General features: G+C 66.3%; 11 protein-coding genes. 8 read left to right on the plus strand and 3 right to left on the minus strand.

Annotated elements, in window-relative coordinates:
- Positions 1-23 precede the first annotated feature (23 nt).
- From N4264_RS17865 to N4264_RS17875, 3 genes are all read left to right on the plus strand, one after another.
- The gene (locus tag N4264_RS17865) at positions 24-644 is read left to right on the plus strand and encodes a TetR/AcrR family transcriptional regulator (protein WP_261693593.1); all 621 of its coding nucleotides are present in this window, start codon (positions 24-26) and stop codon (positions 642-644) included.
- 122 nt (positions 645-766) lie between these two features.
- Positions 767-3,136: a 3-hydroxyacyl-CoA dehydrogenase/enoyl-CoA hydratase family protein gene (locus N4264_RS17870; protein WP_261693594.1), complete on the plus strand. Its 2,370-nt coding sequence runs from the start codon at positions 767-769 to the stop codon at positions 3,134-3,136.
- Positions 3,137-3,155: 19 nt separating this feature from the next.
- A complete protein-coding gene (locus tag N4264_RS17875) occupies positions 3,156-4,352 on the plus strand; it encodes an acetyl-CoA C-acyltransferase (protein WP_261693595.1) in 1,197 nt (398 codons plus the stop codon).
- Positions 4,353-4,414: 62 nt separating this feature from the next.
- Here the strand turns inward: N4264_RS17875 and N4264_RS17880 are convergent, their stop codons facing one another.
- Both N4264_RS17880 and N4264_RS17885 read right to left on the minus strand, forming a co-directional pair.
- Positions 4,415-5,629 carry an MFS transporter gene (locus tag N4264_RS17880; RefSeq protein WP_261693596.1) on the minus strand — a complete coding sequence of 405 codons (1,215 nt, stop codon included), beginning with the start codon at positions 5,627-5,629 and terminating at the stop codon, positions 4,415-4,417.
- 47 nt (positions 5,630-5,676) lie between these two features.
- The gene (locus N4264_RS17885) at positions 5,677-7,617 is read right to left on the minus strand and encodes a TonB-dependent receptor domain-containing protein (protein WP_261693597.1); all 1,941 of its coding nucleotides are present in this window, start codon (positions 7,615-7,617) and stop codon (positions 5,677-5,679) included.
- Positions 7,618-7,831: 214 nt separating this feature from the next.
- Between N4264_RS17885 and N4264_RS17890 the strand changes: the two genes are divergently transcribed.
- From N4264_RS17890 to N4264_RS17910, 5 genes are read left to right on the plus strand one after another with little or no spacing between them, the layout of a single operon-like run.
- The gene (locus tag N4264_RS17890) at positions 7,832-9,037 is read left to right on the plus strand and encodes an isochorismate synthase (protein ID WP_261693598.1); all 1,206 of its coding nucleotides are present in this window, start codon (positions 7,832-7,834) and stop codon (positions 9,035-9,037) included.
- Positions 9,034-10,659, plus strand: a complete 1,626-nt coding sequence (locus N4264_RS17895; protein WP_261693599.1) for a (2,3-dihydroxybenzoyl)adenylate synthase — start codon at positions 9,034-9,036, stop codon at positions 10,657-10,659. Before N4264_RS17890 ends, N4264_RS17895 begins: the two co-directional genes overlap by 4 nt.
- A gap of 14 nt (positions 10,660-10,673) precedes the next feature.
- On the plus strand, positions 10,674-11,549 hold the full coding sequence (locus N4264_RS17900; protein WP_261693600.1) for an isochorismatase family protein: 876 nt from the start codon (positions 10,674-10,676) through the stop codon (positions 11,547-11,549).
- 1 nt (position 11,550) lies between these two features.
- Entirely contained in the window at positions 11,551-15,456 is a 3,906-nt protein-coding gene (locus tag N4264_RS17905; protein WP_261693601.1) for a non-ribosomal peptide synthetase, read from the plus strand.
- Positions 15,453-16,262, plus strand: a complete 810-nt coding sequence (locus N4264_RS17910) for a 2,3-dihydro-2,3-dihydroxybenzoate dehydrogenase (protein WP_261693602.1) — start codon at positions 15,453-15,455, stop codon at positions 16,260-16,262. Before N4264_RS17905 ends, N4264_RS17910 begins: the two co-directional genes overlap by 4 nt.
- 51 nt (positions 16,263-16,313) lie before the next feature.
- Here N4264_RS17910 and N4264_RS17915 read toward each other — a convergent pair whose 3' ends face one another.
- Complete coding sequence (locus N4264_RS17915; protein ID WP_261693603.1) at positions 16,314-19,832, minus strand: hypothetical protein; 3,519 nt, start codon at positions 19,830-19,832, stop codon at positions 16,314-16,316.
- Positions 19,833-19,977 lie beyond the last annotated feature (145 nt).

Here is a 19,977-nt window from a genome sequence, read left to right on the forward strand (position 1 = left end):
ACCGACCGGACAGCAAGGATTTCATGAACACGCAGCATTTCTCCACCAAGGAACGCATCCTCGGCGCCGCCGAGCAGCTGTTCGCCCAGCACGGATTCGCCGGAGCGTCGCTGCGCCAGGTCACCGCCGCAGCCAACGTCAACCTTGCAGCGGTCAATTATCACTTCGGATCGAAAGAAAATCTTATCAACGAAGTGTTCCGGCGACGCCTTGACGAGCTCAACAGCCACCGGATGCACGCGCTGGAACAAGCGGCCCAGCGCCCGGAAGCCGACCTGGAAGACCTCCTCGCCGCGTTCATCCGTCCGGCCCTGGACCTCTCTCTCGACCGCGGTGGCGGTGGCGCTTTCGTCCGCCTGCTGGCCAGGGCCTACGCGGAGCACAACGACGCCCTGCGCAAGTTCCTGTCCGACAACTACGGCTACGTCCTCAAGCGATTCCATTCGGCCTTCGCCCAGCGCCTGCCCAACCTGGACAAGGAAGAGCTGTACTGGCGCCTGGATATCGTCGCCGGCGCATTGACCTACGCCATGGCCGATTTTGGCGTGATCAAGCGCAAGACCGGCGTGACCGAACAGCAGCATCGCGAGCGTGCGGTCGAACACCTGATCCGCTTCGCCGCCGCCGGCCTGCGCGCCCCCTGACCTACCCGCTTCCCGCACCGGAGCTGAGCCGCCGGTGGATGGAAAACCGAGCAATAACTCGGGCGGCCGCGGCCTAGAGTCGTGGCCCGCTTGTCTACCCAATCCCTGCCATCGAGGTCTACATGAGCTTCAAACCGCTACGCATCCGCAAGGCTGCGGTGCTCGGCGCCGGCGTCATGGGCGCACAGATTGCCGCGCACCTGACTAACGCCGATGTCGAAACCGTGTTGTTCGACCTGCCCGCCAAGGAAGGCGACAAGAGCGGTATTGCCCAGAAGGCCATCGCCAACCTCGCCAAGCTTTCCCCCACCCCGCTCGCGGACAAGTCACGCCAGGCCGCGATTGTTCCGGCCAACTACGACGAACACCTGGATCTGCTGCGCGGCTGCGACCTGGTGATCGAGGCGATTGCCGAACGGATGGACTGGAAGCTCGACCTCTACAAGAAGATCGCGCCCTACCTGCCGGAAAACGCGGTCGTCGCCAGCAACACTTCCGGCCTGTCGATCAACGCATTGGCCGAAGCGCTGCCCGAATCGCTGCGCCCCCGTTTCACCGGCGTGCATTTCTTCAACCCGCCGCGCTACATGCACCTGGTCGAGCTGATCCCCAACCGTTCCACGGACAGCGAGATCCTCGCCGGCCTCGAGGCCTTCCTGACCACCACCGTCGGCAAAGGCGTGGTGTATGCCAAGGACACTCCGAACTTCATCGGCAACCGCATCGGCGTGTTTTCCATCCTCGCCACGATGCACCACACCCAGCAGTTCGGCCTGGGCTTCGATGCGGTGGACGCCCTGACCGGCCCCGCCATCGGCCGCCCCAAGAGCGCGACTTACCGCACGGCCGACGTGGTCGGCCTGGACACCATGGCCCATGTCATCAAGACCATGGCCGACACGCTGCCGGAAGACCCCTGGCACCGCTACTTCCAGGCACCGGCATGGCTCTCGGCGCTGATCCAGAAGGGTGCGCTCGGCCAGAAGACCGGCGCCGGCGTGTTCCGCAAGGTCGGCAAGGACATCGTCGTGCTGGACCTTGCCAGGCAGGACTACCGCGCCGCCGACCAGGCTGCGTCCGAGGAAGTCGCCGGCATCCTCGCCATCAAAGACCCGAGCGAGAAATTCGCCAAGCTGCGGGCCAGCGCCGATCCGCAGGCCCAGTTCCTCTGGGCCGTGTTCCGCGACCTGTTCCATTACACCGCGTTCCACCTGGCTGACATCGCCGACACCGCGCGCGACGTCGACTTCGCCATCCGCTGGGGCTATGGCTGGCAGCTGGGCCCGTTCGAAACCTGGCAGGCGGCCGGCTGGCAGCAGGTCGCCCACTGGATCGCCGAAGACATCGCCGCCGGAAAGGCCATGAGCAACGCCCCGCTGCCCGCCTGGGTACTGGACGGTCGCAAAGGCGTCCATGGCAAGGACGGCTCGTTCTCGGCCAGCCAGAACAAGGCCCTGCCGCGTTCGTCGCATCCGGTCTACCAGCGCCAGCATTTCCCGGATCCGATCCTGGGCGAGCAGTTCGAGCAGGGCACCACGGTCTTCGAAAACGATGGCCTGCGCCTGTGGCACCTGGGCGACGACGTCGGCATCGTGTCGTTCAAGACCAAGATGAACACGGTCAACGATTTCGTCCTGGACGGCCTGCAACAGGCCGTGGACGAAGCCGAGCGCCGCTTCAAGGGCCTGGTGCTGTGGCAGAGCAAGGAGCCGTTCTCCGCCGGCGCCGACCTCAAGGGCGCGATGGGCCTGCTCAAGGAAGGCAAGCTCGCTGCGTTTGACGCGATGATCGCCAACTTCCAGGCGACCAGCATGCGCCTGAAGTATTCGCTGGTGCCGGTGGTGGCCGCCATTCGCGGCATGGCCTTTGGCGGCGGCTGCGAATTCCAGATGCACTGCGCCAGGACCGTCGCCGCGCTGGAAAGCTACATCGGCCTGGTCGAAGCCGGCGTGGGCCTGCTGCCGGCCGGCGGCGGCCTCAAGGAGATCGCCGTCCGCTGCGCCCGCCAGAACCCGGCGGATCCGTTCAACGCCATCAAGGGCATGTTCGAGACCGTTGCCATGGGCAAGGTGTCCGGCAGCGCCCTGGAGGCGAAGGAAATGGGCCTGCTGCGTGCGAACGACACGGTCGTGTTCAACACGCACGAAGTGCTCTGGGTGGCCAAGCGCGAGGCTGCCGCCCTCGCCGACACCGGCTACCGCCCGCCGATGCCGGCCCGCCAGGTGCCGGTCTGCGGTGACGTCGGCACGGCCAGCCTCAAGATGATGCTGGTGAACATGCTCGAGGGCCGCTTCATCTCGCCGCACGATTTCGAGATTGGCGCCCGTATCGCCGATACGCTCTGCGGCGGCGTGGTCGAACGCGGTTCCCTGGTGGACGAACAGTGGCTGCTGGACCTGGAGCGCAAGCATTTTGTCGAGCTCGCCCAGATGCCCAAGACCCAGGAACGCATCGTCCACACCCTGACCACCGGCAAGCCGCTGCGCAACTGATAGCGACGAGGAAACCCCAATGACCAAGCAAGTCCAGGATGCCTACATCGTCGCCGCCACCCGCACCCCCGTGGGCAAGGCTCCGCGCGGCGCCTTCCGCAATACCCGTCCCGATGACCTCCTGGCGCACGTGCTGCGCCAGGTCGTCGCCCAGTGCCCGGGCATCGACACCTCGCGCATCGACGACGCCGTGATCGGCTGCGCCATGCCCGAAGCCGAGCAAGGCATGAACGTGGCACGCATCGGCACGCTGCTGGCCGGCCTGCCCAACATCACCGCCGCGGTGACCATCAACCGCTTCTGCTCGTCCGGTGTGCAGGCCATCGCCATGGCGGCCGATCGCATCCGCCTCGGCGAAGCAGATCTGATGCTCGCCGGCGGCACCGAGTCGATGTCGATGGTGCCGATGATGGGCCACAAGATCGCCATGAACCCCGGCGTGTTCCAGGACGAGAACGTCGCGATCGCCTATGGCATGGGCATCACGGCCGAGAAGGTGGCCGAGCAGTGGAAGGTCAGCCGCGACGAGCAGGACGCCTTCGCCCTCGCCTCGCACCAGAAGGCGCTGGCGGCCATCGCCGCCGGCGAATTTAAGTCCGAAATCAGCCCGTACACGCTGGCAGACAACTATCCCGACCTGGCCCGGCGCAATACCGTTTCGGACGCGCGCGTCATCGACACCGACGAAGGCCCGCGCAAGGACACCAGCGCCGAGGGTCTGGCCAAGCTCAAGCCGGTGTTCCGCGCGGGCGGCAGCGTCACCGCCGGCAATTCCTCGCAGATGTCCGACGGCGCCGGGGCCGTGATGCTGGCCAGCGAAAAAGCCGTGAAGGAATTCGGCCTCACCCCGCTGGCGCGCTTTGTCTCCTTCGCCGTTGCCGGTGTGAAGCCGGAAATCATGGGTATCGGCCCGATCGCCGCGATTCCCAAGGCATTGCAGCAGGCCGGCCTTACCAAGGACCAGCTGGACTGGATCGAACTCAACGAAGCGTTCGCGGCGCAGGCACTGGCAGTGATTCGCGACGTGGGCCTTGATCCCTCCAAGGTGAATCCGCTGGGCGGCGCCATCGCCCTGGGCCATCCGCTGGGCGCCACCGGCGCCATCCGCGCGGCGACGCTGGTCCACGGCCTGCGCCGTCGCCAGCAGAAGTACGGCATGGTGACCATGTGCATCGGTACCGGCATGGGCGCGGCGGGCATTTTCGAAGCGCTCTGATTCACCGGAAGCGGCACGGGAAAAGGCGCCTCGCGGCGCCTTTTTCATGCACGTGCGAACGCTCAGCGCTCCGCTGTCTGCGTTTCCGCATCACCGGACAGTGCGCCACCGCTGCGCGGCGCGGCGAGCCTGGCCAGCCAGAGTGGCACCGCCAGCGAAACACCGATCGCAAGCAGTCCCAGCCAGAATGTTCCCGTCAGACGCTGGTTTTCCGTGGCCAGCACCAGCGACGACACGAGCGCAGCGACGGCGATCGACACGTCCTCGACAACCCCCTTGAGCGCCATGAAACCACCCCGCTCGTGCGGCGACGGAACGTTGCTCAGGGCCGCGGCGAGGCTGACATTTCTGGCCGCATTGCCTGCCATGAAAGCCACGAACAGCAGCAGCGGCGGCAATACGGACTCGCCCAGGAAGGCCGAGGCACCCACGACGACCGCCCCGGTTGCGCCCACCACCACGCGCATCGGGCCGATGCGATCCACCAGCCACCCACCCGCCTGCATCACCAGGAACGCCGCGATGCCGCCAACGAGGTAGAGCGTCCCGAGCCGGTCGCGCGGAACGCCCAGGTTCAGCAGAAAGAACGTGGCGAACACGGGCACGATCAGGAACGAGGCAAAGTGACTCAATCCCTGCACCAGGCACGCCAGCCTGACCGGACCACGCCGGAGCAAGGTACCCATCGATACGTCGGGCGAATCTTCGCCGGCGCTGCACGTGTGCGGAAACCACAACGCCATCGCCACGACCAGTACGCCGCCCAGCGCGGCCACGACGGCGAACGGCGCGGCCCAGCCAGCCAGCCGTGACAACTCCAGCATCGCGGGAACACCCACAATCGCGGCGAGCGAGAAACCGGCCATCACGCGCCCCATCGCCGTACCGCGCTGCGCTGGCGGCGTAAGATCCACGACGGCCGCCAGCGCCGCCGCGACCACCGGTCCGCCGAAAAACCCCGTCGCCAATCGCAGTGCAAGCAAAGTGGGTAAATCCTTCGCCGCGATAACGGCGAGCGTACTCAGCGAGAACAGGATCATCCCCCAGAGCATCACCGGCTTGCGCGGCAGACGGTCGATAAAACCCACCGCCAGCGTGCCGGACAGAATCGAGCCCACCATGTACGCCGTCGACGCCCATCCCAGCTGGTCCGGCGGAAACGCCAGTGCGGCGGCCACATCCGGGCCCAGCGGCATCAGCATGAGAAAGTCGAGGATATAGACAAACTTCAGCAGTGCGATCCAGAGGATCGTCCGTGGCAACGGCGGTAGGGTCATCGTGCTTTCCTGGCAGTAGCAGTGGGAGCGCGCGGCGCGGACGACGCTCAGAAGTCGTAGGCGACGCCGAGGCGGATATCGCGGCCCGGCTCAGGCAGGCCGGCAATGTCGCCCCAGCGCGGGTGATAACCGAAGCTTCCCTGGTCGTAGAAATGGCGATCGAAAAGGTTTTTCGCCGTCAGGGTCACGCGCAACGGACCATCAGCCTGTGGATGCCATTGAACGTAGGCATCGTGCACGGCATACCCGGGCTTGGTACGCGCTCCGGCGGGAACGAAATCGAGTTCTTCCACCATGCGGCCCGTCCAGCCGAATGTCAGGCCATGGGACGGCACTGCGTAGTCAACCTGCGCCACCCAGGTATGTCCGGTCGCGTTGCCCAGCAGCAGTGCGCTATCGTCAGCCAAAGGCTCGCCGTTCAATTCGGGCCTGGCGTGCGCCACGCCCAGACTCACTGACAGCGCATCCTGCTGGAACCCGATGCTGGCGTTGTAGCCTTTCACGCGAACATCGCCCAGGTTGTCGCGGACTTCGTCATAGCCAATGTAGTCATCGATGCGCTGGCGGAACACACCCGCCGTCGCGCGCCAACCGTCCCGCTGCCACTGCAGAACGGCCTCGGTATTGCGCGCCTTCTCCGGATCGATGTGCGCCGCGTTGTCCTGATGCTGCTTGAGGAAAGGCTCGACCACGCCCACGCCGCGCAGGGCGCGCGCGTGACTCAGGCGCACCGTCCACTCCGGTGACAACCGCACGCCGATGCTGGCGCCGGGGGAGAACCCGTTGGCGGCAAAGCGTTGCTGCGCGGGGTCGCGGTAGGTGTAACGGTCGTAGCGGGCACCGATGCCGACCAGCCATCGTTCGGCGAAGGTCATGTCATCCTGCAGGTAGGTACCGGCGACGCGCGCGCGGTCATCCGGCAGCATCGCCCCGGAAACATCCGAATAGCCGACATCCTGGCGATAGTCGATGCCATAGGCGATCTGGTGCACGCCGACGGTCGACACGTTGCTCAGATTCACTCCGTGACTGCGCGTGCCGTGGCGCTCGCCGGCCGGCTGGCCGATGTCGAGCCGGACGGCGTTGTCGTTGGCGTAGGCCACGGCGTGAAGATTCAGTAGTGCATTGCCGGGCGCATAGTCGTAGTTGAATGTCGCCGACTCCCGCTGGGTACGCTGGCGCTGGGCCGGGTTGAACGGAGCCGGGCCGAGGTTCGTGCGCTTGTTGCGCAGCCCTTCGTCCTCGTTGCCTTCGACGGCGAGCGCGAAGGCGTGACCGCCCTCCCAGTCGCCGTTGAGCTTGATGAAGGCGTTGCGCGCATCGATCGCGCTGTTGGGAACCGTCTTGCCGTCGCCGCCACGGTAGTCGTCGGCATCCAGGCGGCTGGCGCTGGCCACCAGTCCCAGGTTCTCGCCCAGGTGGCCGTATACCGCCGAGGAAACCTTCCGTCCGTCGCTATTTCCGAAGTAGCTGCCCTTGGCCAGCACGCCGAAGTCGCGGCCCGGGCGCAACAGATCATCCGCTGTCTTGGTGGTGAAACGCAGCGCACCAGCCAGGGCGCCGGGGCCCGCCGTCGCGGCGGCAGTGCCTGCCTCGATTTCCACGCGCTTGAGCAGTTCCGGCTCCACCATCACCTGGCCGGTATGGTGGTAGGCCGACTCCGGCTGGGCGGCGCCGTCGATGGTTACCGTCAGCATGCGTTCGGCGATGCCCCGCACATAGAGCTTCTGCGCCACGGGCAAGCCACCAGCCACGTTGACTTCCGGCGTCTGCTTGAAGAGATCGCGCAGGCTGCTGGCCAGTTCGACGTCGATGCGATTGGGACGCACGACCGTATTGGTATCCGGGCCACGGTCGGCCGTCACGAGCACGGGATCCAGTTTCTCTTCCGCTTCTTCCGACAGCGCGGACGCCGCCATGGCCCCCTGGCTGAGGACGAACGCCACCATCAACGGCAGCGGCCGTTGCCTCAGAAATCCATACGACATTTCACGTTCTCCATCTATTGGCAATGGCACGACTGGCCGGCGAACGGGCAGAAATGGATTCCTTCCGGCCGTCAATCTAATTGCGAATCACTCGCATTTGCGTTAGCGTATTGGCTTGACGCACGGACCGCAAGCATCCCGCGACACGACAGATCTCTCGTCAGTCGCCGCCAGCGCAGCCCCCACCCGTCTCTGGATTGCCAGGAGTGGAACTGTGAACAACCCCGGTTTGTCGCTCGCCCGCGAAAACGCGGCGAGCGAACTCGTATCGCATTGCCGGCACGGCACGTCATTCTTCGCCTCGCCGACGCGCACGTTACTCGCGCAGGGTGCCGACGCCACCTTGCATGCCGTAGCTGACGGCGATCTTTCGGCCCGCGCGGCCACCCTGCTGTCCGCAGTCCGCCGTGACGGCTGGACATCACCGCTGCTGATCGGCGCAGTGCCGTTCCGGCACGACGGCCGCGCGCACCTGATGGTGCCGTCGAGACTGAACGTCGCTGCCGCCATGACAGCGGCACCTGACCGGCACACGTCCGCCACGCCATCGGCACGGGCAAGGCCAGAGGTCATTCGCATGGCCCCCACGCCGGACGGTTATCGCGGCATCGTCGCCGACGCCGTTGCGCACATCCGGGCCCGGCGCATGGAGAAAGTCGTGCTCTCGCGGTCGGTCACGCTCGACGCCGATATCGACGTGCAGTCGCTGGTCGCGCGTCTGGCCCAGCGCAATCCCACCGGATACACCTACAGCATCGACCTGTCGGGCCGCGCCGGCGAGCAGCGCACCCTGGTGGGCGCAAGTCCCGAACTGTTGCTGGCCAAGAATGGAGCAAGTGTCTATTCCAATCCGCTGGCGGGCTCGGTTCCGCGTAGCAGTGATCCGATCGAGGACCAGCGCCGGGCACAGGGTCTGCTGCGTTCGGCCAAGGATCTGCACGAGCACGCCGTTGTCGCGGACGCCGTCGCGGAACGGTTGCGTCCCTATTGCCGGCACCTGGAAGTACCACTGACGCCGAGCGTCGTCGCCACGCCTACGATGTGGCATCTGTCCAGCGAAATCCGCGGCCAATTGCGCGACGCACACATCCCGTCGCTCCACCTGGCGATGGCACTGCATCCCACACCAGCCGTCTGCGGAAACCCGCCCGACTCCGCCCGCGCCTTCATCGACGAGGCGGAAGGGTTCGACCGCGATCTGTTCACTGGACTGGTCGGCTGGTGCAACGCCGAGGGTGACGGTGAGTGGGCCGTGACGATCCGCTGCGCAACCGTACGCCAGGGCGAAGTCACGCTGTACGCCGGCGCGGGCATCGTCGCCGGATCCGACCCGGCGCTGGAACTGGCTGAAACCACCGCAAAACTTCGCACCATGCTCGGTGCGATGCAGCTGGATGCGGTCCTGGACGGCGCCGCATGAACAGCACCCTGTTACCAGGCTTCACGCCCTGGCCGGCGGAACTCGCGGCCCAGTATCGTCGCAACGGCTGCTGGGCCGGCCAGACGCTGTCAGCCGCATTTCGCGAGGCAGCCATGCGCACACCCGATGCCGTCGCCCTGGTCTGCGGCGAGCGGCGGTGGCGCTACGGCGAACTCCAGGCCGACATCGACGCCCTCGCCGGCGGCCTGCACGCGCTCGGCCTGCGCGCGCGCGACCGGATCGTGGTCCAGCTACCGAACATCGCCGAGTTCCTCCTCGTCTGCTTCGCGGCGTTTCGCATCGGCGTCATTCCGGTGATGGCGCTGCCGGCGCACCGGCGTTCGGAAATCCGCCACTTCCTGCAGATCAGCCAGGCCTGTGCCTGGATCGTGGCAGACCAGGACGCCGGGTTCGACTATCGCAACCTGGCGCGCGAGCTCACCCCGCAGACACCGGATCTGCGCCACCTCATCGTCGTCGGCGATGCGCAGGAGTTCATTGCACTGGACTCGCTCTATCGCCCGACCGAACCATTGCCGCAGGAACCGCCCGCCGACGCCGTGGCCCTGCTGCAGATCTCCGGCGGTACCACCGGCCTTCCCAAGCTGATCCCGCGGACGCATGACGACTACCTCTACAGCATCCGCACCGCGAGCGCGATCTGCGACCTCCATCCGGACAGTGTCTATTTGTGCACACTGCCGGCCGCGCACAACTTCCCGATGAGTTCGCCGGGCACATTCGGTGCGCTGTGTGCGGGAAGCCGCGTGGTCATGGCGCGGCGTCCCAGCCCGGACGTGGTGTTTCCGCTCATTGCCCGGGAAGGCGTGAGCATCACGGCTGTGGTTCCGCCCTTGGCCATGGCCTGGCTGGACGCCGCAGCGCGCAATACGCACGACCTCAGCACGCTTGCGCTGCTCCAGGTGGGTGGCGCCAAACTCGGCGAAGAAGTCGCGCGCCGCATCCGACCCGTGCTCGGCTGCCGTCTGCAGCAGGTGTTCGGAATGGCCGAAGGCCTGGTGAACTTCACCCGGCACGACGACAGCGACGATGTCGTCGCGATATCGCAGGGCCGTCCGATGTCGCCGTGGGATGAAGTCCGCATCGTCGATGACGACGACGAGGACGTTCCCGTCGGCCAGACCGGTCACCTGCTGACGCGTGGCCCTTACACCATTCGCGGCTACTACTGCGCCGGCGATCACAATCGCCGCGCCTTCACGCGCGATGGCTTCTACCGGACCGGCGACCTCGTGCGCCAACTGGCGGGCGGTCATCTCGTCGTCGAAGGACGCGCGAAGGACCAGATCAACCGCGGCGGCGACAAGGTGGCCGCCGAGGAAGTCGAGAACCACCTGCTGGCGCATCCGTCGGTGCACGATGCCGCACTGGTCGCCATGCCAGATGCGTTCCTCGGCGAGAAGTCCTGCGCGTTTGTGATCGCGCGGGAAGCGTCTGTGCGCGCCGTGGACTTGCAGCGGTTCCTGCGCAGCCGCGGGCTGGCGGATTACAAGATTCCCGACCGCATCGAATTCGTCGGACAGTTCCCGACGACGGGCGTGGGAAAGGTCAACAAGCGCGAATTGCGCGAGCACATCGCGCGGCGCCTCGGCACGCGCTAACAAGGACATCACCCGTGAGCATTCCCCGAATTGCCGGCTACACCATGCCGGCGTTGCCCTCTGTCACACCCCGCGTGACCTGGCAGCCTGATCCAGCGCGCGCTGTACTGCTGATCCACGACATGCAGCGCTACTTCCTCGATTTCTACGCCGCGGACGCTGAGCCGATCCCCTCACTGCTGGCCGCCATCACCCGACTGCGCGACGCCTGCGATGCCGCCGGCGTGCCCGTGTTCTACTCGCGTCAACCGGGACATCAGACGAGCGAGCAGCGCGGTCTGCTGCAGGACTGGTGGGGCCCCGGCGTTACCGCATTTCCCGATCGCGCCGACATCGTCCACACGCTGGTGCCGCGCCCCGGCGACCACGTGCTGACGAAGTGGCGCTACTCGGCATTTGCGCGGACCGATCTTCGCCAGCAGTTGGACCTGCTCGGCCGCGACCAGATCCTCATTTGCGGCGTCTACGCCCATATCGGCTGCCAGATGACCGCCGCCGACGCCTTCATGCAGGATATCCAGCCATTTCTGGTTGCCGATGCGGTCGCCGACTTTTCCGCTGCCGAGCACCTCCAGGCACTGCAGTGGGTCGCGGCGCGTTGCGGCGTCGTAGTGACAACCGCCCACGTCGAATCCAGTCTGTCAGGCCATCCTTCACTGCCCGCTTCCCTGCATGCCCTGCGCGACGAGATCGCTTCGCTGGCCGACATCCCCGTCGACCAGCTGGAGGCGGATGACAATCCTTTCTATGCCGGACTGGATTCGATTCGCCTGATGGCGTTGATCGAGCGCTGGAACCGCGCCGGTTGCAGCCTCGGATTTGCCGATCTGGTCGAACGTCCGAGCCTGCGTGCCTGGTGGGAGATGCTCGACCGCCAGAAGGCGGCGTGACATGGCGACCGGTACCTCTGGTGCGGATCCGTCCGAATGGCTTCCCCTGTCCGCGGCGCAGCACGGGATCTGGCTGGGCCAGCAGCTTGATCCGGAATCACCGGCCTATTGGGCCGCAGAGGCGGTGCAGCTGAGCGGTGCATTGGACGTCGAACACCTTGTCACCTGCATCGCCGACGTACTGGGCGAATGCGATGCGTTGCACTACCGTTTTCGGGAAGTGAACGGGCACGTGGTGCAGCTTCGCGACGCAACGGCGGCCGTCACGCGACAGGTCGACTTTTCCGATGCGGCGGACCCGCAAGCCGCAGCCGACCACTGGATGGCCCGGCAGGGCCGCGATCCCGTTGACCTGGCCAACGGCCCGCTCTTCGCCAGCACACTGCTGCGGCTGGGGCCGCAACGGCATGCCTGGCATCTGCGTGCCCACCATATCGCGCTCGACGGCCTGGGGTTTCACCGTGTTATCCGGCGCGTAGCGCAGCACTATGGCGGCCGCGTCGCGACAGACACCGCATGGCACCTGGGGCCGGTCATCGCGGAGGACCTGGAATACCAGCAATCCGCCGCACGCCAGCGCGATCGACAGTTCTGGATGAGCGTGCTGCAACACGCGACGCCCGCAGCAACCGTGCGTCCGGCGGCACCATTGGCACCGGATGTACGACGCCTGCGCGCCAAGCTCGACCAGGCCATGGCGCAGCGTTGGCAGGCCGCGTCGCGCGATGCGGGTGTCGACTGGCCCGCCTGGGTGATCGCGGTGATCGCCACGTGGGTCCAACGCGTCAGCGGCATCTCGCACGTCACATTCGGCCTGCCGGTGATGGCGCCGCCCGGGTCACGCGCTGCCAGCGTGCCATGCATGGCGATGAACATCGTGGCCGTGCCGGTGCACATCGATGCCCGCGACACCGTGCACACGCTGGCACGCCAGGTGGCTCAGACCCTGCGTCGCATCCGACCCCACCAGCGCTATCGCTATGAACACCTGAAGAACGATCTCGACGCGGGCCCCGGCAGGCAGCGACTGTTCGGACCGGTGATCAACGTCCTGCCGTTCGCGGATGTTCCCGATTTCGGCGAAATCGCTGCTGTTCCGCAGCCGCTAAATGCGGGCCCGGTCGAGGACATCGCGATCACCGTTGCCATGCATCGGCATGGGCTCCGACTGGATCTGGAGGCCAATCCCCTGGCCTACTCGGACGCTGATCTGTCCGGCCTGCACAGCCATCTGCACGCCCTGTTCGACGACGCGTGCGGAGCGGCAGGACTGGCGGTCGCATCTGATGGCCGCCGGCTTGCCGTGTCGGCCGGAACGACGCCTTTCAGCGCGCCGCCCGTCCTTGACCGGCTGCGCCAGAACGCGGCGCAAACCCCGTCGCACCGCGCGATCGAACAGGCCGGAACGGACAGCATCTCGTATGCCAGCTTGGTCGACCGCGTGCGGAACGTTGCCGGGCATCTGCACACTGTGGGCATCACGAAAGATTCCCTTGTCGCGGTACTGTTGCCCCGGAGCATCGACGCCATCGTCGCGCAACTGGCCGTGTTGTGGGCCGGCGGCGCGTACCTGCCGCTCGATCCCGACGGTCCGCCGGAACGGATCGCGACTGTCCTTTCCGATGCCCGCCCCTCCGTCAGCATCACGTATGTGGCATTCCAGCATCGATGGGCAATGCCAGGGACGCCAATACTCATCGACACATTGCCACCACAGCCGGCGGCAATGCTTCCGGAACCCGTACCCGCCGGCACGGACGCGCTGGCCTACGTCATTTACACCTCCGGCTCGACCGGCAGACCCAACGGCGTCATGGTCGATCGCGGCGCCCTGGACCACTTCGTCGCCGCCGCCGCGGACCGCTACGCCATCCGCAGCGACGACCGCATTCTTCAATTTGCGCCGCTGCAGTTCGATGCGAGCGTGGAAGAGATCTACCTCGCCCTCACCGTCGGCGCGACTCTGGTACTGCGGCCGCCGGACCTGCTGACGTCGCTCGATGCCTTCGGCGAACGCGTGGAGGCGCTCGGCGTCACGGTGCTGGACCTTCCCACCGCGTTCTGGCACGAGTGGGTGGCCGCACTGGACGGCAGGGCGCCACCGGCTTCACTGCGCGGCGTAATCATTGGCGGCGAAGCGGCCCTGCCCGCCCGGGTGAGCCAATGGCGGCGCTTCGCAGGAGCGGTGCGGCTGGTCAACAGCTATGGACCGACCGAGTGCACCGTGGTCTGCACCACGGCGACGCTTACCTTGCCACACCGCGATGAACACGCCGACGCGGTTCCCATAGGCCAGCCGCTTCCGGGCGTGACGCTGGCGGTGGTCGACGACTTCCTCCAGCCCGTGGAGATCGGAGAAGCCGGCGAACTGTGCATCGTCGGCCCGACGCTCGCGCGCGGCTACCACGACCGCGCGACGCCCCAGCGCGAACGCTTCATCACGCTGTGCGCCTTGCCGGGAGCGCCCCGCGCCTATCGGACCGGCGATCGGGTGCGGATGGCTGAGGATGGCACCGTGCACTATCTCTGCCGTCGTGATGATGAGCTCAAGATCAGCGGGCACCGCGTCGATCCGCGCGAGATTGAGGCCGCGCTGGCCGCGATTCCAGGCGTTCACGAAGCGGCCGTCGTCGCGCTGGATACCCGGATCGGCAAGATGCTGCACGCTTTCCTGACCGGCCCTATCCCCCTGGCCACGGCGACGCTGCGCGCCGCGCTGGGACAGTGTCTACTGGATGCGGCAATGCCTTCCGCCTTCCACTGGGAGGAACGGTTGCCGCGCGATGCCAACGGCAAGATCGACCGCCGCACGCTGCGCGCGCTGGCGAGCCGGGCGTCGGAGCCACCGTCGGCCGCCACAGATAGCGGGATCCAAACTCAGGTGCTCGACGCCTGCCGCGCCGCGCTGGGCCACGCGCAATTGGGCATCGACGACGATTTCTTCGCGGCGGGCGGCAGGTCGCTGCACGCGCTGCGCGCCGCGCACGACATCGCGCGACGACTGGCCCTGAAGGTATCTGCCGCCCAGCTCTATCAATTTCCGACACCGCGCCAGCTGGCCCAACACCTGGTCTTGCACGACGGTACGACCGTACCGGGCAACGATCCCCTCGCGCCCCTGCTGACATTGCGCGACGGCAAAGGGGCCGCCTTGTTCTGCATCCACCCGGCTGACGGCCTGGGATGGTGCTACTTCGGATTGTTGCGCCACCTGCCGGACGTCCCCATTCACGCCATCCAGGCGCGTGGACTGAGCGGCGAACTGCCCGGCACCTATGAGGCAATGGTCGAGGATTACGTGCGCCACGTCCGCCACATCCAACCGTCCGGACCGTACCACCTGCTTGGCTGGTCATCCGGCGGCGGCGTCGCGCATGCCGTGGCCTGCCGGTTGCGCGCGCTGGGCGAACCGGTCGCGATGCTGGCCATGCTGGATGCGTATCCCTCGGAAGCATTTCAGAGCCAACGCGCACCGACGCGCCAGGACGCCCTGCTCGCCATGATCGACAACCCCGATGCCACCCTCGTCACGCCCGACGGCACGCCCCTGGACGATACGCAACTGATGGCCCAGGTCCGCGCGGCGGACAGTTCACTCGCCGGATTCGATATCGACCAGCTGCAACGCATGGCCGACGTCGCGCTGCACCACATGCAGCAGTATCGGACAGCACGGCACGAGGTATTCGACGGCGACCTGCTGCACTTTCGCGCCGCACGACGTCCGCCCGGATCGCCCGACTGGGAGCAGTGGCGACCCTACGTGCGCGGCACGATGGCCTGTATCGACGTCGACTGCACGCACCGGGCTATGTGCCAACCGGCATCGCTGACCCGGATCGGCGCGTGCCTGCTCGCATCACTGCGTAACGCTGCCCGTGCCGGGGCAGGAATGGTGTCCGCATGATCGCCCGCGCAATGCCCATCGACTGCGCTGGCGAATTTTCCGGAAAGACCGTATTGATCACCGGCGCGGCGCAGGGGATCGGCGCAGCGGTCGCCACCGCGTTCGCCGCGACCGGTGCGACGCTGTCGCTACTCGATCAGCAGCATGTACCACTGGAGCAGACCGCTCGTCGCCTTCGCGCCGGCGGCACGGTGGTGCTCACCACGGCGCTCGACGTGACACTGCGTACCGACGTTGACGCAGCCGTTTCGGCGACGGAAGCGACGCTGGGTCCGGTCGACATTCTCGTCAACGTCGCCGGTATTCTGCGCACCGGACAGGTGCTGGCGCTCGACACGCAGGACTGGGCGGACAGCTTTTCTGTCAACACGCACGGCGTGTTTCATGTGTGCCAGAGCGTTGGCCGGCGCATGGCGGAGCGCCGCCGCGGCAGCATCGTGACGGTTGGCTCCAATGCCGCGGGCGTACCGCGCATGGGCATGGCGGCCTACGCGGCATCCAAGGCCGCCGCCACGCAATTCATGCGTTGCCTGGCGCTCGAACTCGCGCCGTTCGGCATACGCTGCAACACGGTGTCACCCGGATCCACCGACACCGCGATGCAGCGTGCCCTGTGGACGTCCGGCAGCGACGCGGAACGGGTGATCAAGGGCAGCCCCGAAACGTTCCGCCTGGGCATCCCGCTGGGACGCATTGCCGATCCGCCCGATATCGCAGCGGCCGTCTGCTTCCTGGCGTCGGACCGCGCGCGGCATATCACCATGCACGATCTGCGCGTGGACGGCGGCGCCACTTTCGACGCGTAGAAACGCAAACGGCGCCGGACGAATCCGGCGCCGTCGTCACGCTGCGGGGTTTTACAGGCAGTTCATGTTTCCGGTCCAGCTCACCGAGAACAGGGAGGCCGGCACGAGGGTCTGGTTCCACACCTTCGTGTTGCTGCCATTGCCGCCCAGACGGAAGTCCCGCTGGTGGTTGCTGTTGCCCGAGATGGTGTCGTTGCCATCGTTACCGCACAGGAAATCGCGCGGATCGCTGGAGCTGCTCGACGCGGCAGGGTCGTAGCCATCGACGCGGTCGTTGTCCTTGCCGCCGAAAGCGTAGTTGGTACCCTCGACAGTACGCAGCTGGTCATCGCCCTTCAGGCCGAACGTGAAGTCCGTGTTGTCGCCGGCATTGAGCGTGTCGTTGCCCTCGCCACCGACCGTGACGTCCAGGCCGGACGCACCGTTGATGGTGTCGTTGCCGTCACCGCCGAAGGAGAGATCGCTGTCGTTGTCACCGCGCACGAAGTCATCGCCGGATCCGGCCAAGGTCACGTCGGCTCCGCTGCTACCGACCAGATAGTCATTGCCATCGCCACCCGTGATCAGGTCGATCGCGTCGCCGCCGTCAGCATAGTCGGCGTCGTCCTGGCCAAAGATGAAATCGTTGTTGGGGCCACCGACGATGTAGTCAGTGTCGGTGCCGCCCAGCAACACATTCAGACCGTCGCCGCCGTTGATACGGTCTTTGCCCTTGCCGCCGATCACCAGGTCGCCCTGTTCGTCGCCGTTGAGCACGTCGCAGCCTTCGCCACCGATGATCAGGTCATTGCCCGTGCCGCCGCCCACGATATCCGGGCCGTCCATGCCCAGCAGGAGATCGGCATCCTCATTGCCCTTGATGGCGTCGGCGCCACCGTCACCCGACACGATATCAATGCCCTGGCCGCCGGACATCGTATCGTCGGCGCCGCTGCCGAACATCAGATCCGTCGCGCCGTTTCCTTCCATGTAGTCATTGCCGGCGCCGCCGAACATCAGATCGATCTCGCCATCGCCGAAAAGCATCTCGCGTTCCTGGCTGTTGTCCTGGCCGAGGATGATGTCGGTCGCATCGCCGCCCCGCATGTAGTCGCTGCCCGGGCCACCGAGCAGCAGGTCGAGGCCTTCGTCGCCAAATACGCGGTCTTCGCCGGCATCGGCCAGCACGATGTCGATGCCGGCGTTGCCGTTGATGACGTCGGATTCGGTGCCTCCCTTGATGATGTCGATAACTCCATCGCCACCCTGGATGACGTCGGCGCCGCTGCTGCCGAAAATCAGATCGATTCCATCGTCGCCATAGATCTTGTCGCTGCCGATTCCGCCGAACAGCAGGTCGACCAGGCCGTTGGAACCGTGAATGGTGTCGTCGCCGGCACGGCCGGTAATCAGGTCCATGTCGTCGTCGCCGGTGAGGCTGTCATTGCCGTCCCGGCCGAACAGGAAGTCGATGCCGGTGCCGCCGCTGACAATGTCATTACCGATGCCGCCATCCACGATGTCGGCACCGCCCGCCGCGGAGACCGTGTCATTGCCGCTGCCACCGATCAGGGTGTCGCCCAGAGTCGGAATAGCGCCGAAGCCGGTTGTGCTGCTGCCGGTCATGGCATCGTTGTGATTGCCGCCGCTGAAGAAGCTGCCCAGGTTCACGGACGCCCCCGACACCAGCACGATGCCGCCGGGACCGGCGTTGCTGAGACTGTCGTTGGCATCCTGGCCGAACAGGAAATCCACGCCGTTTTCGCCGACGATCACGTCGCCGCCAGCGGGATGGCCGAACAACAGCGAATCGCCCAGGATCAGGTCCGTATACGCCTGCGCATCGACCGCACCGTCCTCGCCGGTGTCGCCACTGAGCTCGCCACCGAAGAGCCGGTCGTTGCCGCCCTGGCCCACGATCAGATTGCCCAGGTGGAAGGTGACGGCGCCAAGCACGGGCACCGTGTTGCCTGCGCCGCCATGGGCCTCGTCGTCGCCGGCACCCATCAGCGCCACGTCGATGTCATCCCCGAGAAACGCCTTGTCACTGCCCGGGCCAGTGAACACGAAATCCACGCCCGCGTGCGTTTCGACGCAGTCGTTGCCCTTGAAGGTGAACACGATGTTGGGGTTATTGCCTGTGACCACCACGTCCGACCACGGCGTGCCCAGCACGATGCCGACGCTGCCGAGATTGAATTCCAGGTTCCAGGATTCGTTTCCGCAGAACGTGCCGGTGGAGAGCGTTCCCACGCTGCCGTCCTTTTCGGAGACACCGGCGCGCTGTTCCGTACGCGCCGTCGGATCCGCGCTACTGGCATCGATGGATTCGCTGGTGTACTGCGGGCTGGCCCATTCACTGAAATAGCTGCCGTATTCGGACAAGCGCACCAGCCGCGGATTCGTTTCGATGCGGTCTGCCTGGAATTGCAGCCGGCCGACAAGCGTCTCTTCCCACTGCTCGATCGCCGGTTCGGGCGTCGCGACCAGGGCATCCGCCGACGCGGCCAGGCGCGGGTAGGCGCCCCCCTCTTCGCCCAACGGTGCTGCCGGCTCGAACGCCTCCAGTTCAGCCGTACCGAGGCACTTGGCGATCGCCGCTTCGGACGCTACCAGCCCATCTTCCGTCGCGGTGATCGACTGCTCGAGCGCCGGCGTGGAATTTTCGTCGTCCGTATGGCTTTCGAGCTTGGCCTGCAGGGCCGCCAGCGAGGCATCGATACGGCTGCGTTCACCGGCCACGCACTTGCTTACCGACGACTCGAAGCGGCCCAATTGCTGCGCGTTGAACGTGGTGAACTTCGAGACGGCGGCCTGGACGGCGACCAGATCGGTCGACGCCTGTCGAACCAGGCGTTCGCGCACGGTTTCGGCGCCGTTGTACGCGGCCTCCAGGGTATTGCGGCCCGTCGGTGTCTCGCTGATCTGCGTCTCGTAGAAGGCCACGACCTCATTCTGCATGTCGGCCTGGAACAGGTCGCGCTCCTCGGCCTGCATCTGGCTGATCTGGGCAGCACGCTGGTAGATCGCCGTCTGCGCCGACAACACGCCTTGCAAGGTGGCATCGCCCGGCGGCACGGTCACGATGTCGCCGGGAATCGCCACGGCGTAGAGGGGATCGACCGCGCGCTGCGGCAGCGGTAGCGCAATCTTGCCGTCGGCCAGCTCACCCCGGAAGGCGATCCGGTAACGGTCACCGTCCTGGCGGATGTTGTCGGCGAAGAACAATCCCTTTGTCTGTGGGCCCAGCTGGATGACGACGGTCTGGTCCGACAGGGGTTCGATGGCCAGCGAGTTCCTGCGCGCAACCGTTCCGGCGCTTTCATCCACCTCCCAGAAGTGCAGTTGGTTGTTGCGACGGCTGATGTAGACGGCGGCTGTCGCATCGAGGGTGATGCCGGTTTCGTTCAACGGCGTGGCGATCGCTTTCGCCGACTTCGGCGAAGGTGCGCTCGCAACGGGCGGCAGGTTCGCCGCGGACGTCGCCGTCACGCTGGCAATCGCCACGGCCAGGAGGGTCTGGCGCAGGCGCGGGTATCGTGCCGATGGAGTGGAAAACCGCGTTTCGGCAGACGTATGGGAGGTGTGCATGGGTGGCTCTCTCGTAAGTGGGATTTCGCCACACACGAGGAACGGGGTCTGATTCCCGGCATGCGGCCATCGCCATAAGCCGCACACAGGCTCACCGGCGCCAGGAACAAGGCGGGGCGCCGCCGGGCAGTCGGCGGGCGCAAAT

The sequence above is a fragment of the Tahibacter amnicola genome, from assembly GCF_025398735.1.
GTDB classification, from domain to species: domain Bacteria; phylum Pseudomonadota; class Gammaproteobacteria; order Xanthomonadales; family Rhodanobacteraceae; genus Tahibacter; species Tahibacter amnicola.

What these genes read in the sequence shown, in the direction of transcription:
- N4264_RS17865 (WP_261693593.1), top strand. Translation starts at nt 24, where the DNA reads ATGAACACGCAGCATTTCTCCACCAAGGAACGCATCCTCGGCGCCGCC.
- N4264_RS17870 (WP_261693594.1), top strand. Translation starts at nt 767, where the DNA reads ATGAGCTTCAAACCGCTACGCATCCGCAAGGCTGCGGTGCTCGGCGCC.
- N4264_RS17875 (WP_261693595.1), top strand. Translation starts at nt 3,156, where the DNA reads ATGACCAAGCAAGTCCAGGATGCCTACATCGTCGCCGCCACCCGCACC.
- N4264_RS17880 (WP_261693596.1), bottom strand. Translation starts at nt 5,629, where the DNA reads ATGACCCTACCGCCGTTGCCACGGACGATCCTCTGGATCGCACTGCTG.
- N4264_RS17885 (WP_261693597.1), bottom strand. Translation starts at nt 7,617, where the DNA reads ATGTCGTATGGATTTCTGAGGCAACGGCCGCTGCCGTTGATGGTGGCG.
- N4264_RS17895 (WP_261693599.1), top strand. Translation starts at nt 9,034, where the DNA reads ATGAACAGCACCCTGTTACCAGGCTTCACGCCCTGGCCGGCGGAACTC.
- N4264_RS17905 (WP_261693601.1), top strand. Translation starts at nt 11,551, where the DNA reads ATGGCGACCGGTACCTCTGGTGCGGATCCGTCCGAATGGCTTCCCCTG.
- N4264_RS17910 (WP_261693602.1), top strand. Translation starts at nt 15,453, where the DNA reads ATGATCGCCCGCGCAATGCCCATCGACTGCGCTGGCGAATTTTCCGGA.
- N4264_RS17915 (WP_261693603.1), bottom strand. Translation starts at nt 19,832, where the DNA reads ATGCACACCTCCCATACGTCTGCCGAAACGCGGTTTTCCACTCCATCG.